8 protein-coding genes and 1 pseudogene are annotated in these 15165 nt (G+C 68.2%); 6 read left to right on the top strand and 3 right to left on the bottom strand.

Translation table 11 applies throughout. The annotated features are described in order from the left end of the window. The first annotated feature begins 148 nt into the window (after positions 1 to 148). Together glmS and HJD23_RS16030 are read left to right on the top strand one after the other, a co-directional pair. Positions 149 to 1996, top strand: coding sequence for a glutamine--fructose-6-phosphate transaminase (isomerizing) (gene glmS / locus HJD23_RS16035; protein ID WP_171114358.1), 1848 nt, complete (start codon positions 149 to 151; stop codon positions 1994 to 1996). Between the two features lie 198 nt (positions 1997 to 2194). After that, positions 2195 to 2725, top strand: coding sequence for a hypothetical protein (locus HJD23_RS16030; RefSeq protein WP_171134035.1), 531 nt, complete (start codon positions 2195 to 2197; stop codon positions 2723 to 2725). On the opposite strand, the gene HJD23_RS16025 is transcribed toward HJD23_RS16030, so the two are convergent. The 3 genes from HJD23_RS16025 to HJD23_RS16015 form a co-directional block, all read right to left on the bottom strand. After that, positions 2676 to 2987 carry an integrase core domain-containing protein gene (locus HJD23_RS16025; protein ID WP_171133994.1) on the bottom strand — a complete coding sequence of 104 codons (312 nt, stop codon included), beginning with the start codon at positions 2985 to 2987 and terminating at the stop codon, positions 2676 to 2678. The genes HJD23_RS16030 and HJD23_RS16025 overlap by 50 nt on opposite strands. A gap of 128 nt (positions 2988 to 3115) precedes the next feature. Continuing rightward, positions 3116 to 3562, bottom strand: a complete 447-nt coding sequence (locus HJD23_RS16020) for an IS3 family transposase (protein ID WP_171134034.1) — start codon at positions 3560 to 3562, stop codon at positions 3116 to 3118. Positions 3563 to 3575: 13 nt separating this feature from the next. Then, positions 3576 to 3857 carry a transposase gene (locus HJD23_RS16015; RefSeq protein WP_171133957.1) on the bottom strand — a complete coding sequence of 94 codons (282 nt, stop codon included), beginning with the start codon at positions 3855 to 3857 and terminating at the stop codon, positions 3576 to 3578. Positions 3858 to 3957: 100 nt separating this feature from the next. On the opposite strand from HJD23_RS16015, the gene HJD23_RS45005 reads away from it, so the two are divergent. From HJD23_RS45005 to HJD23_RS16005, 4 genes and pseudogenes are all read left to right on the top strand, one after another. Beyond that, positions 3958 to 9603 (top strand): LamG-like jellyroll fold domain-containing protein, encoded by a 5646-nt coding sequence (locus HJD23_RS45005; protein ID WP_346770309.1) that lies wholly within the window; start codon positions 3958 to 3960, stop codon positions 9601 to 9603. Next, positions 9600 to 9653 (top strand): annotated as a pseudogene (locus tag HJD23_RS45000) (hypothetical protein); the annotation flags it as partial. The gene HJD23_RS45005 and the pseudogene HJD23_RS45000, both read left to right, overlap by 4 nt. Before the next feature lie 21 nt (positions 9654 to 9674). Continuing rightward, a complete protein-coding gene (locus HJD23_RS44995; RefSeq protein WP_346770308.1) occupies positions 9675 to 14108 on the top strand; it encodes an RHS repeat-associated core domain-containing protein in 4434 nt (1477 codons plus the stop codon). A 54-nt stretch (positions 14109 to 14162) separates the two neighbouring features. Beyond that, positions 14163 to 14777 carry a hypothetical protein gene (locus HJD23_RS16005; protein ID WP_171110471.1) on the top strand — a complete coding sequence of 205 codons (615 nt, stop codon included), beginning with the start codon at positions 14163 to 14165 and terminating at the stop codon, positions 14775 to 14777. Positions 14778 to 15165: the final 388 nt, after the last annotated feature.

Here is a 15165-nt window from a genome sequence, read left to right as displayed (position 1 = left end):
ACGGGCGGTGGGGTGGGATGCGTCACGCGGGTGTGCCGGTCAGCGGCAGTGGAAGTCCCCGCCGATACGTTCGTACCCTCGTGGGAATTTCCGATTTCGGGCACGCGGAAGCCATTTCGGGTGGCTGTCGGACCGTAGGCTGCCGCTCATGTGCGGAATCGTGGGATACGTGGGGTCGCAGTCGGCGCTCGAGGTCGTGACGGCCGGGCTGAAGCGGCTGGAGTACCGGGGGTACGACTCGGCCGGCGTCGCCGTGCTCGCGGACGGTGGGCTGGCGGCGGCGAAGCGGGCCGGGAAGCTGGTCAACCTGGAGAAGGAGCTGGGGGAGCGGCCGCTGCCGACCGGTTCGACGGGGATCGGGCACACGCGGTGGGCCACGCACGGCGGTCCCACGGATGCGAACGCCCATCCGCATCTGGACAACGCCGGGCGAGTCGCCGTCGTCCACAACGGGATCATCGAGAACTTCGCGTGCCTGCGCGCCGAGCTGGCGGAGCGGGGCCACGACCTGGCGTCCGAGACCGACACCGAGGTCGTCGCTCATCTGCTGGCCGAGGAGTTCTCGTCGTGCGCGGATCTCGCGGAGGCGATGCGGCTGGTGTGCCGGCGGCTGGAGGGCGCGTTCACGCTGGTCGCGGTGCATGCGGACGAGCCGGATGTGGTCGTGGGGGCGCGGCGGAACTCGCCGCTCGTGGTGGGCGTTGGAGAGGGCGAGGCCTTTCTCGCCTCGGACGTCGCCGCGTTCATCGCCCACACGCGGTCGGCGATCGAGCTGGGTCAGGACCAGGTGGTGGAGCTGCGCCGGGACGGCGTGACGGTGACCGGCTTCGACGGCCGTCCGGCCGAGGTGCGTTCGTACCACATCGACTGGGACGCGTCGGCCGCGGAAAAGGGGGGTTATGACTACTTCATGCTCAAGGAGATCGCCGAGCAGCCCAAGGCGGTCGCCGATACGTTGCTGGGGCGCATCGACGCGTCCGGCTCGCTGACGCTGGACGAGGTGCGGATCCCCGCGGGAGCGTTGCGGGAGGTCGACAAGGTCGTCATCGTCGCGTGCGGTACGGCCTTCCACGCGGGGCTGATCGCGAAGTACGCCATCGAGCACTGGACGCGTATCCCGTGCGAGGTGGAGCTGGCGAGCGAGTTCCGGTACCGGGACCCGATCCTGGACCCGCAGACGCTGGTCATCGCCATCTCCCAGTCCGGCGAGACCATGGACACCCTGATGGCGCTGCGGCACGCCCGCGAGCAGGGCTCCAGGGTGCTGGCGATCTGCAACACCAACGGCTCGACGATCCCGCGCGAGTCGGACGCGGTGCTGTACACGCACGCCGGGCCGGAGGTCGCGGTGGCGTCCACGAAGGCGTTCCTGACGCAACTGGTGGCGTGTTACTTGGTGGCGCTGTATCTGGGCCAGGTGCGGGGCACCAAGTGGGGGGACGAGATCCAGGACGTGATCCGGGATCTGTCGCACATCTCCGGTGCGGTGGAACGGGTCCTGGAGACGATGGAGCCGGTACGGGAGCTGGCGCGCACGCTCGCCGACAAGAGGACGGTGCTCTTCCTGGGGCGGCATGTGGGTTACCCGGTGGCTCTGGAGGGCGCGCTCAAGCTGAAGGAACTCGCCTACATGCACGCCGAGGGCTTCGCGGCGGGGGAGCTCAAGCACGGGCCGATCGCGCTGATCGAGGAGGATCTGCCGGTGGTGGTCGTCGTGCCCTCGCCGCGCGGGCGGTCCGTGATCCACGACAAGATCGTGTCCAACATCCAGGAGATCCGGGCCCGGGGCGCGCGGACGATCGTGATCGCGGAGGAGGGGGACGAGGCGGTGGTGCCGTACGCGGACCATCTCGTACGGATCCCGGCGACGCCGACGCTGTTGCAGCCGCTGGTGGCGACGGTGCCGTTGCAGGTGTTCGCGTGCGAGTTGGCTACGGCGCGGGGGAATGAGGTGGATCAGCCTCGGAATTTGGCGAAGTCGGTCACCGTGGAGTGAGAGGGCTGCGGCGTAGGGCGGTGGCAATGGCAGCGTTTTACTGGTAAATGAGCTGTGGTCATTATCACTTCACCACATGGACTCCTTGTGGACTCCATGTGAAGTTGCTTAGAACTGCCTCCACTCTTGGTTCATGCGGTGGGGGGTTCCGTGCGTCCGGCACGTTCATTTGTCGTTGCTGTCGCCTTCGTGCTGGCCGTGCTGACTGGTACCGAGCAGGCTGCCCTGCCGCTTGGCAGGCCGGCCACGGGCTCCACGGCGGACGCACCCGACCAGCGGTGGGGTTCCGCCGCCGGGCGTAGCAACAGCGCGTCCGGAGAGGTCACGGACGCGGCCGCGAAGGGCGGCAACACCGAACCGCTGCCCGGGCGGGGAGAGTTGCCCGCCGACCGGAAGCCCGGTGTCACCCGGTTGCCCAGCACCTCCCGGCTGCCCGAGCCCGGTCCGGTCCGTCGGACCGACGCGCCGGACACCTCCACGCCTCAGGGCTTCGACTCCAAGCGCAGCCAGGAGGTGAAGAGCGAGCGGAGCCAGCGGCAGCGGACGTACCGGAACCCGGACGGCACGTACACGACGCGGTTCTACACCGAGCCGGTCAACTTCCGCGCCGAAGACGGTGGCTGGCAGGCCATCGACAGCACGCTCGTGAAGTTTCCCCGTGATCTCGGACACGTGATCGTTACGCCGCAAGGGCGTGCTGGTGTCGTTGCCTGGTCTCGGCCGGGGTGAGGTAGCCGAAGATTTTGTGCTTGCGCAGACGGCGGCGGTTGTAGAAGGTCTCGATGAAGGTGAAGACCTCGGCGCGGGCGGTCGCCCGGTCGGGCCAGGTCCGGGTGCCGATCTCCTCCTTCAGGAGGGCCCAGAAGCTCTCCGCGGCGGCATTGTCGAAACATGACCCAGTCCGCCCGCAACTCTGCCGGAGTCCCAACTCCTCTATCCGGTAACGGAATTGGGACGAGGTATACTCGCTGCCGCGATCGCTGTGGATCACACATCCCGGCTCCAGGTTCCCCGGCCATGTGCCATGTCCAGGGCGTCGACGACGAGGTCGGCTCGGTGGTGATCGGCCATGGCATAGCCGACGACCTCGCGGGTGGCCAGGTCCAGCCAGCAGGCGAGTTAGAGCCAGCCCTCGGCGGTGGGCAGGTAGGTGATGTCGCCGACCAGCTTGATCCCGGGACGCTCGGCGTGGAAGTCACGGCCGATCAGGTCCGGGGCCGGCTTCGCCTTCGCATCCGGCCGGGTCAGCGAGCGGCGCTTGCGCCGTGTGACGCCGCGTATGTCGCGCTCGCGCATCACGCGGGCGACACGCTTGCGGTTCACCCGCTGCCCCAGGCGTCGCAGTTCAGCGTGAATGCGCGGGACACCGTAGGTATGGCGGGAGGCGATGTGCAGCACCGTGATCTCATGCCCGAGCGCGTCGTTCGCGGCCTCCCGGGCGCGGCGGGCCGCCTCGCCATCACACCACGCGTAGTACGACGAGCGGGCGACCTTCAGCACCCGGCACAGCAGAACGACCGGGTAGTTCGCCTTCTCCGTGTGGATGAACCGGTACAGCTCGCTCACCGGTCGTTCTCCTTCACGAAGAAGGCGGTCGCTTTTTCAGGATCTCGATCGTCTGCTGTTGTTCGCGGACCTCCTTGCGCAGCCGCTTGAGTTCCTCGCGCTCGGCGCTGGTCAGCTCACCGGGCTCGCCCTCGCCCCGGTCCGCCTTGGCCCGGCGGTACCAGCCACGCAGGGACTCCGAGCTGATGCCGAGTTCCCGGGCCACCGCAGTGACCGTCTTGCCCGAGGAGTCGACGAGCGCGATCGCGTCCCGCTTGAACTCCTCGGTGTACCGCTTCGTGTACTTGCTTCCCACCTGGTGCTACTTCCTCTGGAACCTCAGGTCCCAGTCTCCAGGTGTCCACGATCAAGGGGAAGCTTCACTCGTGCCTCGGGAGAACTCGGGTCCCAGCACCATGAGCGCGGAGGGAGAGGGCTGGGAGACCAGCTCCACCGAAGCTCCGATCGAGTTCGCCGGGGCCGCCGACGCCGACCCGGTGGTGCGGATGGAGGTCGGGGAGGGACTCGCGGTCGCGTACGGCGTCGACGGCGCCAGCTCCGCCGCCGGGCGGGCCGACGGCAGCACGGTGACGTACGAGGATGTGCGGACCGACTCCGACGTGGAGTTCATCGCGGGCAGCGAGTCGGTCAAGGAGACCTTGGTCCTCAAGGGCGCGGACGCCCCCACCGAGTGGCGCTTCCCGCTGCTGCTGGAGGGACTCACGGCACGCATCGACGAGCACGGCGGCGTGGTGTTCAGCGACGCCGAGGGAGTGGTCCGTGCGTGGACACCCGCCGGGTGGATGCAGGACTCGAACTTCGCCCCGGACTCCAACGAGGGGGCGATCTCTTCCGGAGTCACCTACAGCCTGGTGGAGGAAGAAGGCCGTCAGGTCCTGGTCGTGACGCTCGACAAGGCCTGGATCACCGCGCCTGAGCGCGTCTTCCCGGTCCGTGTCGACCCGTCCGTGAAGTCGGTCGACGCCACGTCGGGCACGTACGTCGAATACCCGTACAACACGAACTTCGCTTCCGACACGGTGCTCAAGGTCGGCACGTACGACGGTGGCAGCCACAAGGCGTCGGCGTTCCTGCGCTTCGCCGGCCTGGAGACCACGCTGAAGAACGCATGGGTGATCGGCGCCAACCTCTCCCTGTACAACTCCTGGTCGTACTCATGCACCGCCCGGCCGGTGACGGTGCACGCCATCACGTCGAACTGGTCGGAGACCACCACGTCGAAGTGGCCGGGACCGTCGACCGGTGCGTCGCTGGCATCGAAGCCCTTCGCGCACGGCTGGCGGCCATCGGGCGCCAGCAGTTGGTCGTGCGGCCCGGCCTGGGAGACCATCAAGCTCGGCTCGGCGGGCCGGGATTTGGTCGACGACTGGACGCATGGCCGGAAGAAAAACTACGGACTGGCAGTCAAGGCCTCGACCAGTGACTCCAAGGGCTGGAAGCAATTTGGTTCGGACGACTACCCGAACGGCAAGCCCAGCCTGGACGTCACCTGGACCAAGTACGGAGCCACCTACAAGCTCGGTGACTTCACCGCCCCGGTGACGGCCACAAGTGAAGGCGTGCAGAAGGTCACCGTGACCAACCAGGGGCAAGAGACCTGGCCTGCGGGCGGTAACTACAACCTGCGCTACAACCTGTTCGACTCCTCCGGTAAGGAGATCACCGAAAGCGCGAAGATCCGCTGGACGGAGATGCCGGAGGCGGTCTCGCCGGGCGAGAGTGTGACGCTGAACGCGCGGATCGCGCCACTCCCGCCCGCCACGTACACGGTGCAGTGGACCATGAACGACCTCGGTGTCAGCCGCTTCACGGCCGCAGGTGTACCGGGCCCGGCCGTGAAGATCGCCTCGGTGAACATACCGCCCCAGTTGACGGCGGAGTCGCCGGCCAGTGGCGTCACCGTCGACACGCTCACGCCGACGCTGTGGGCCAAGGGCATGGACGCGGATCGCTACCCGAAGTCGGCGCTGCAGTACACCTTTGAGATCTGCGAGGTCGAGGGCAACAACCTGCGCAAGAACTGCAAGTCGAGCACACGCGGCAGCGCGCAGCAGTGGGCGGTGCCGTCCGGCTGGCTTTCCTGGGGCAAGTCGTACACCTGGTACGCGTACGTCTATGACGGCTCCGCCACCTCAACCCGCCCGGGGCCCGCACTGCTGACCACGCAGGTGCCCCAGCCGACGGTCACCAGCCACCTGGGCGGTGCAGACGGCGGCAAGGAGATCGGCACCCGGGCGGGCAACTGTGTCACTGCCGCGACGGACGCGGCGATCGCCACGGTCGGCCCCGAGTTGTCGGTCACTCGTACCTACAACTCCCTCGACCCGCGGCGCGGCGGCGTATTCGGTGGTGGCTGGTCGACGCGCTGGGACATGCAGGTGCGTGAGGAGCCGGACACATCGACGGTCTTGGTGACGCTCGCGGATGGATCACAGGTGCGGTTCGGGCGTAACACCGACGGGACGTACACGGGGCCGACGGGTGGTTCTCTCACGCTCATCAAAGAGGCGGGGGAGGGCTGGACTCTCCGGGAGCGCTCCGGCACGACGTACCAGTTCATGCCCAGCGGTGTTCTCGCCCGGATCAGGGACGTGGCCGGTCGGACCCAGTCCGTCACACACGAGTCAGAAGACGGCGGTCCGGTGAAGAAGGTCACCGACGACCTGTCGGGCCGCTCACTGACCTTCGGCTGGGCCAACGGGCGCGTCGAGACGGTGACCACGAGCGCAGTCGACGCGTCCGCGCCCGGGCTGACCTGGTCGTACTTCTACACCGGGGGACGACTGACCAAGGTGTGCCCGCCGTCGTCGACGACCAAGTGCACGGTCTACGAGTACGGAGGCGGCTCGGTCTACCGCAGCGGCGTCCTGGATGCGGCGCCCACTTCGTACTGGCGCCTTGGTGAGCGAGAGGGCTCCGCGGCGGCCAGCGAGTCCGTCTCGAACACCGGCCTGAATGAGGCCGTCTACCGGGACGTGCAGCTTGGCACGGACTCCGCCGTCGCGGGGACCACGGACACATCGGTCAGCTTCGACGGCACGGACTCTGTGATCGAACTGCCCACGGACACGCTGAAAGGTGCTGCCTTCCCGGCCGTCGAGTTGTGGTTCAAGACGAGTACGCCGTCCGGTGTCCTCGTAGCCTTCCAGGACGCCGAGTTGGGTGATAAGCCGACTTCATGGCGGACCACGCTGAACATTGATGGCGACGGCAGGTTGCGCGGCCAGTTCTATCTGGCCGGTGTTTCCGGGGCGACGCCGATCGTGTCGCCGCAGGCCGTGACGGACGGCAAATGGCACCACGCGGTCCTGTCGGCGGGTGCCACCACCCAAACTCTTTATCTCGACGGCGCGAAGGTCGGTTCGCTGAGCGGTGCCCTCGCCGAGCAGGCCCGCGAATACGCCTACCTCGGCGCGGGCTACAGCAGCCCCGGTTGGATAGGCCTGCCTGCGGACGTGTACCGCTTCAAGGGTCAGATGGATGAAGTGGCCGTCTACAACCACCCGCTGGACGCCGCAACTGTCGCCGAGCACTACGCTGCGCGCACGGCGATCGGTCAGATGACGAAGGTGAGCCTGCCCTCCGGCCGGGTGCATGCCACGGCCTCCTACGACCCGGTCAGCGGTCGCCTCACCGAGCACAACGACAACAACGGCGGCACCTGGAAGGTGTCGGCACCCTCCTACTCGACCGCGTCCTCGTCCTATGCGGAAACGATCCAGCGCAGCGGCCCGACCGGCTACTGGCGCCTGGGTGAGCGTGGCGGCGCCCAGGCCGTGAGCCCGCTCGGCGAAGCGCTGACCGGCAGCTACCTGGACACCGTACGGCTGGGCAGCGCGGGCATCTTCGCCGACGGCGACGACACGGCGGCGAGCTTCACAGGCGAAGGCGCGGTGGAAGTGCCCGTCGAGTCACTCGGCACCGGCACGTCCATGTCGGTGGAACTGTGGTTCAAGACGTCCGGGTCCGGCGTGCTGGTCACCAACCACGATGCCGAGTTCGGTGAGGTTGCGCACGGACGTCCCATGCTGCTGATCGACTCGGACGGCAAACTACGGGGCAGATTCTCGAACGCGGCGGCGAGCATCTTTTCCATTGAGACCGTCACGGACAACAAGTGGCACCACGTGCTCCTCACCGGCAATGAGGGCATCCAGGCGCTCTTCATCGACGGCCAGTACCAGGGCAGCACGAACACCGGCGTCGAAGCGAACCGCCACTCGCACGTATTCGTCGGCGGAGGTTTTTCCTCACCCGGCTGGGACGGAGAGGCCGACGGCTATCGCAACTTCACCGGACAGATCGACGAGGTGGCGTTCTACGACAAGCCGTTGGCGACCTTCTGGAAGGTCACGAACGCCACCGGTGAAGAGAGGTGGGTGTACCTGCGCTTCCCGGTCGATGTGGCGGACCGTCACGTCCAGGCCCGTACCGCCTTGGTCCGGGGCACGGGTGACCAGTACCAGGGCGTGGCCGTCGCGGACGCACCCGCCGCGTACTGGCGGCTCGGCGAGGGGGCCGGCACGGTCCTGCGCAGTGAGGTCGGCGGTACCGGCATGAACGCGACCTTCCACCCGGACAACACGGTCGTGACCAATTCCGCGCTGTACAAGCCCGGCGTGTTCGGGCTCGGTGACGACCGGGCCCTAGGGGTCGCCTACGGCGGTCACGTCCAGGTGCCCGGCTCGATCCTCGCCGGTGCCACCGATCTGTCCGCCGAGATGTGGTTCCGTACCACCTCACCGTCCGCCGTACTCCTGGGCTTCCAGGACAAACCCATCGGACAGACCCCGACCTCGTGGCGGCCGGTACTGAACATCGACGGTTCCGGCAAACTGCGCGGTGAGTTCTTCCGCTCCGGCTCCACTGCGACCCCCATCGTCTCCGCCCAGACGGTCACCGACGGTGCCTGGCACCACGTCGTGCTCTCCGGCTCCGGCACCACTCAGACCCTCTACCTGGACGGCGTCAAGGTCGGCTCCCTCGTCGGTGCCATCGTCGACCAGGCCCGCCCGTACGCCTACATCGGCGGCGGCTACACCAGTGCCGGCTGGAACGGCCTGTCCTCCGGCACCTACTACCTCAACGGTCAGGTCGACGAGGTCGCCCTGTACCGCGGGGCGCTGACCGCCGACCAGGTCTCCGCCCACTACCGGGCGCAGGCCGAGGCGGCAGGCTCGGGCCTGACCGCCACCGTGACGGTCACGGACCCCGCCGGGCGCAACAGCACCGCCGGCTACGACGCGCTGCGCGGCCAACGGGTGGTGTCGAGGAAGGACGCGACCGGCGCGGTCACCTCGTACGCCTACGACACCGACGGCAACCTGCACACGGTCACTGACCCGAATGGGCATGCCACGGTCACCGGTCATGACGCGCGCGGGAACGTGGTGTCGACCACGGCCTGCCGGGATGCCGACTCGTGCTGGACGAGCTTCTCCTCGTACTACGTCAACGCGACCGATCCGCTGGACCCGCGCAACGACAAGCCGCTGACCTATCGCGACCAGCGGTCGAGGGACCACAAGGACGACCGCTACCGCACCGAGTACACGTACAACTCCCTGGGCCTGCCCACGAGTACGGTCCGCGCGGACGGCAGCACCGCCTCGACCACGTACACGGCAGGCACCGAGGCCGCGGTGGGCGGCGGCACGGTTCCGGCGGGGCTCGTGCTGACCCAGACCACGCCGGGCGGCTCGAAGACGTCGTATCGCTACTTCGCGAACGGTGACCTGGCCGAGATCACCTCGCCTTCCGGACTCGTCACCGCGTACACGTACGACGGACTGGGCCGCAAGACCTCCGAGAAACAGGTCTCCGATACGTTCCCCAACGGCGTGACCACCACGTACGGCTACGACAAGGCCTCGCACGTGGTGACCGAGACCGGTGCGGGCGTGAAGAACGAGATCACCGGCACCAGAAGATCACCCGCGGCTACGACGAGGACGGCAACCTGCTGTCCGAGACGACCGAGGACACCACCGGCGGCGACGCGGCCCGCAGCACCACGTTCCACTACAACGCGTACGGCCTGAAGGACAGCGTCACCGACGCCGAGCAGAGCACCACCAGGTTCGAGTACGACGCCTTCGGCCGGGTCAGTGGCATGACCGACCCGGCAGGTACGCACCTCACCTACACGTACACCCCGCGTGGCCAGCACGCCGAGACGATTCTGAACGACTGGACCGGCGATCCTTCGGGCACCGTGCGGGACCTGACGGTGGTGTCCAACGCGTACGACCCGGCCGGACGCCTGGCCTCCAGCACGGACGCGATGGGCGCGACGACGGCGTACACGTACTTCGACGACGGGCTGCCCGCCACCACCACGGCCAAGCAGGTCACCCAGTCCGACGGCAGCCGGCGCGACATCGTGCTGGAGGCCAACACCTACGACCCGGCCGGCAACCTGACCAAGCAGGTCACCGGCGGCGGCAAGACCACCGAGACGTTCACGGTGGACGCCCTCGGGCGCACCGAGACCAGCGTCCTCGACCCTGGTGGCCTGAACCGCACCAGCACCTACGCCTACGACGGCGACGACCGGGTGAAGGAGCAGACCCAGTCGATCACCGCGGACAGAAAGCTGACCACGACGTTCTACTACGACGCGGCGGGCAACGTCACGAAGGAGACGGTCACCGACGGCACCAGCACGCACACGACCACGCACACCTACGACGACCGCGGCCTGCCCCTGACGACTGTCAGCCCGCGCGGCAACGTCACCGGTGCCGACGCGTCCGCGTACACCACCACCTACCGGTACGACGCCCTGGGCCGCCTGGTGCAGGGCACCGCCCCCGCCGTGCAGGCCGAGGAGAACGGCGGTGCGGCGACGACGGTGCGGCCCACCACGCTGACCGGCTACAACACCTTCAGCGAGGCGACCGAGAGCAAGGACGAGCGCGGCAAGGTGACGCGTACCGAGGTCGACCGCCTCGGGCGTACGACCGCGGTGACCCTGCCGGACTACAGCCCGCCGGGCGTCGCGGCCGCTCTCACGGCAACGACCCGCGCCACCTACAACGCGCTCGGCCTGCCGCAGACGGTCACCGACCCGCTGGGCCGTATCACCCGCTACGGCTACGACCAGTTCGGCCAACTGACCAGCAGGACCGACCCGGTGGCCGACGCCGCCGCGGCCCTGGCGGCGACCGAGAGCAGTGACCCGGCTCTGCTCGCGTCCACGAGCGCGGACGGCGGCGGAGTCACCCGCTACACCTGGACCCCGACCGGCCTGCAACTGTCGGTGACCGATCCGACGGGCGCGCGCAGCGAGGCCACATACGACGAACTCGGCCGGCAGCTCACCGCGACCACGGTCGAGCGGTACCCGAGCCTTCTGAACCTGACTAGCCGCTACGCCTGGGACGACGCAGGCAACCAGACCGTATCCGTCAGCCCCTCGGGCCGCACCACCTCCGCCACCCACACCCCGGCGGGCGAGGTCCTGTCGGTGACCGACGCGGCCGGCACCACCCGGTTCGCCTACGACGGCCTCGGCCGTCAAACGGAGACCACCGACGCGACGAACCGCCGGACCACGACGACGTACGACGCCCTCGACAACGTCACCGCGATCACCGGCTACGGTACCGGTACCACTGCACTGCGCACGTCCGAAGCCGAGTTCGACGCCGAGGGCAACCGCACCGCCGTGATCTCCCCGCAGACCAAGGCGCGCACGACATACGCGTACGACGCGCTCGGCCGGATGACCCAGCAGGTCGAGCCGGTCACCGGCAGTCAGTCGATCACGACGACGTTCGGCTACGACGCTGCCGGCAACCGCACCCGGCTGACGGACGGGCGCGGCAACACCACCGTCCACACCTTCAACGCCTGGGGCCTGCCCGAGTCCACGATCGAACCGTCCACGAGCGCCCACCCGGCCGCCGCCGACCGCACCTGGACCACCGTCTACGACCAGGCCGGACAGCCCGTCACCGAGCTGTTCCCCGGCGGGGTCAAGCGCGGGCGCACCTACGACGGCCTGGGCCGCCTCGTCCACGAGACCGGCACCGGCGCGGAGGCGGCCACCAGGGACCGCATCCTGGAGTACGACCTGACCGGCCGCCTCACCGCCGTCGCCACGGCGGACGGCCTCACTCGGAACACCTACACCTACAACGACCGCGGCCAGCTGCTGACCGCCCAGGGACCGGGCGGCACCTCCAGCTACACCTACGACGCCGACGGCAACGTCACGGAACGCAAAACCGGCCAAGTCTCGACGAGCTACGGCTACGACAGCGCCGGACGCATCGACTGGGCCTGGGACTCCATCACCGGAAAGGACATCTGGTACGACTTCGATGCCGCCGGCCGGCCGCGACTGGAGCAGTACGCCACGAAGGCCGCCGACGGCACGTCGTACACCGTCACCGCCAAGCGCACCTATACGTATGACGCGCTGGGCCGCCTCGACGGCGACACCGTCACCAGCCCCGACGGCACGACGACCGTCGCCTCCCTCACCTACGGCTACGACCTGGACGACAACCTGACGTCCAAGAAGACGACCGGCACGGCGGGGGCCGGGAACAACTCCTATGGCTACGACCACGCGGGCCGCCTGACCTCCTGGACGAAGGACGGCACGACCACGTCCTACGAGTGGGACGCGGCGGGCAACCGCACCAAGGCAGGGACGACGACGGCGACCTTCGACGCCCGCAACCGTCGACTCACCGACGGCGCGAAGCAGTTCACGTACTCCGCGCGCGGCACGCTGGCGTCGGTCACTGGGGGCAGCGGCAGCGCGCGAACGCTGACCTTCGACGCCTTCGAACGTAAGATCACCGACGGGGACACGGCGTACACGTACGACTCCCTGGACCGGGTCCAGACCCGTGGCTCGACGACCTTCACCTACGACGGCGGCTCCAACAACCTCGCGGGCGACGGCACCAGCACGTACAACCGCACGCCGGGGGGCACTCTGCTCGCTCTGTCCACGGGCACGACCAGGCAATTGGCCGTCACGGACCAGCACACCGACCTCGTCGCCGGCCTCAACGCCGACGCCACCCAGGTCACCGGCTCCACGGCCTACGACCCCTTCGGCACGGAAACCGCCACCAACGGCACCACCCCCGCCGTCGGCTACCAGTCCGGCTACACCGACCCCGCCACCGGCGACGTCAACATGGCGGCTCGCTGGTACCAGCCGGGCACGGGCTCCTTCGCCTCGCGGGACACCTGGCAGCTCGACCCGAGCCCGTCGGCCCAGGCCAACCGGTACGCCTACGCCAACGACGATCCGGTCAACGGGACGGATCCGACGGGACATGTCTGTGCGTGCGGAGGCGGGAGCATATACAGCTCACGGCTGGTGGGTTCCGGGGTGCGCGGGGTGGGGCGCAGGGCCCACGACATCGCTCCGAAGGGACACACCGGCCGCAGTCCGAGCAGCCGGACGCGCACCTCCACCAGCCGCGGCCGCTCCACCTCCATCAGCCGGGCACAGGCCCGCAGGAACCAGATGGAGCTGCAGCGCATCGAGACCACCCGCTCCTCGGTCCGACCGAGCACGAGGACCGGCGCGGGCCGAGGGGGTGGAGGTAACCGCGGCTGTACGTACGGATGCACCACGTACAGCCCGTACCGCGGCAGCGCAACCACCCGTGGCAATGGCGGAACCATGCGCACCGGCACCACCCGCCCGCCCAAGCCGCCGACCCCTCAGAACCCGAACCGCGGCAAGAACCCGACACCGGCGCCCACGAGACCTGCCCCGAAGCCGCGCGTCGACGTCGCGCGCATCCAGCAGCGGTCCCTCGAACGCGCTGTCGTCATCGACCAGCGCGCGATGCTCAATCAGACAGTTGGCCTGTACGACGCCTCGTACACGCCGGACCCGCAGGAGGCGTATGAGACCGCGCCCGGGCACGGCGGCGACTCGGCCACCCGGAACCGTGACGACCAGGACTGTCGCCGCAATGGCGAGGGCTGGGTGGAGTACGGCGACCTGGACAGCGCGCACGGCAGTCGTGCCACAGGTGTGGAAGCCTGCCTCGACAGCGCCTACCTCAAGACCCACCCGGGATCTGCTACCAATTGGAAGGAGGTGGCTCCCTCTGGATACGAGTGGGCTCGTGACTATGCTGGCTACCTGGGCAACCGGCCTCCGGGGGAATGGGTCAACGCCTGCCATCTCCTCGGTAAGAGCCTGAGCGGTGACGGCCTGAAGTCGGAGAACCTGTCCACGTGTGCGCGATCGGCCAACTCCTACCCCGTCGCAGCGACCGACCCGGGGGTCGTCGATCACATGGCCTTCTTCGAGAGCCGGGTGAAGGCCGCGATTGATCAGGGACAGGTTGTGCACTACAAGGTGACCCCGGCGTACGTGGGGCCAAGGACCGTACCAGTTGTCTACGAGATAACTGCGCACGGCACCCTGAATGGCAAGCCTCGCCTCTCGCTGGACATCCCGGTGCCGAACATGATGTATAGCAATAAGTTCAAGAACTGGTACAACATCGGCTTAGTTACGCATAAGGGGATTCCTGTGCCGACCGGGGCCACACCTTAGACGGTGTGCGGCGAAATGGGAGAGGATCATGAACCGCTGGACGAGGAAGGCGCCATGCGCGACGCACTGGAACAACTGAGGGACGCTATGTCTTTGCTCTACGAAGGGGGAGCAGCAGGGGACACGGTCGACTGGGAAGCAGCGGCGGCCGAACTCGGTGTGACATCGTTCCCGGGCGACTACCGGGAGTTTGTCTCGACATTTGGCGCCGGATCGATCGAGGAAAGCTTGTATGTGTGGATTCCGCGCCCTGGATCGGCAAGTGCACCGCTGACGGTGGGGCGCCTGCCGGTCAACGCCCTCCGGTCGGAGTCGATGAATACGTGGCAGGAGTCCGGAGCAAGCTCCACGTACCGACTGGAAGACATGCTTGTCTGGGGACAGACGAACAGCGCCGACGCCCTGTGCTGGGTGGCGTCAGGTTCCAACCCGGACACATGGCCCGTTGCGGTGTGGGAGCGTCAGGGCGGAGGTTGGAGGGTCCACGACCGCGGAATGGTGGAATTCCTCCTGGGACTATTGCGGGGTGACTTCTCCGAGTGCCCAGTGAGCGACGAGGCCTTGTGGGGAGTGCGGAGCGCCAGATTCCTGAACTTCAGGGACGAGGAGCGATCCCTCGACGCGGGTGTGGACCCATGGACAGGCAGGCCGCTGCACAGATTCGACTGAACTTGGTTCGCCCAGAACAGCGAACAGGATGGTGGCGCGGATTCGCGCCGGCGCAGAGGGCGAGGCCCGGGAGCACCTCGAGCCGTGGGTCTCAGGTTTGGCCGCGGGGTACCGCGCGGCCTGGGCGGCAGCCATCCTGCGCGTCCTGGACACGCGCGGCGTCGAGTTCTCCGAACATCTCCACCGGGGCCTCAAACTGTGCTCCAACACCGACGGACCACCCGCTTCCTCGATCGGGCCGTCACCGCGACCCGCGAGGCCGACCTCTGGGAACGGCGGCGCCATTCGAGCCGGGTGATCTTAATGCGCTCGATCCGATCGTTGCGCGACCGGCTGCTCCAGCAGGAGGCGGCGACGCCGCCGTCGAAGGGCCTGACAGTAACCGGAG

It is taken from the genome of Streptomyces sp. Z423-1 (assembly GCF_013009255.1).
GTDB classification, from domain to species: Bacteria; Actinomycetota; Actinomycetes; order Streptomycetales; family Streptomycetaceae; genus Streptomyces; species Streptomyces gossypiisoli.
The sequence above is the reverse complement of the archived record's forward strand: the minus strand, read 5'-3'. Positions and strand labels throughout refer to the sequence as shown.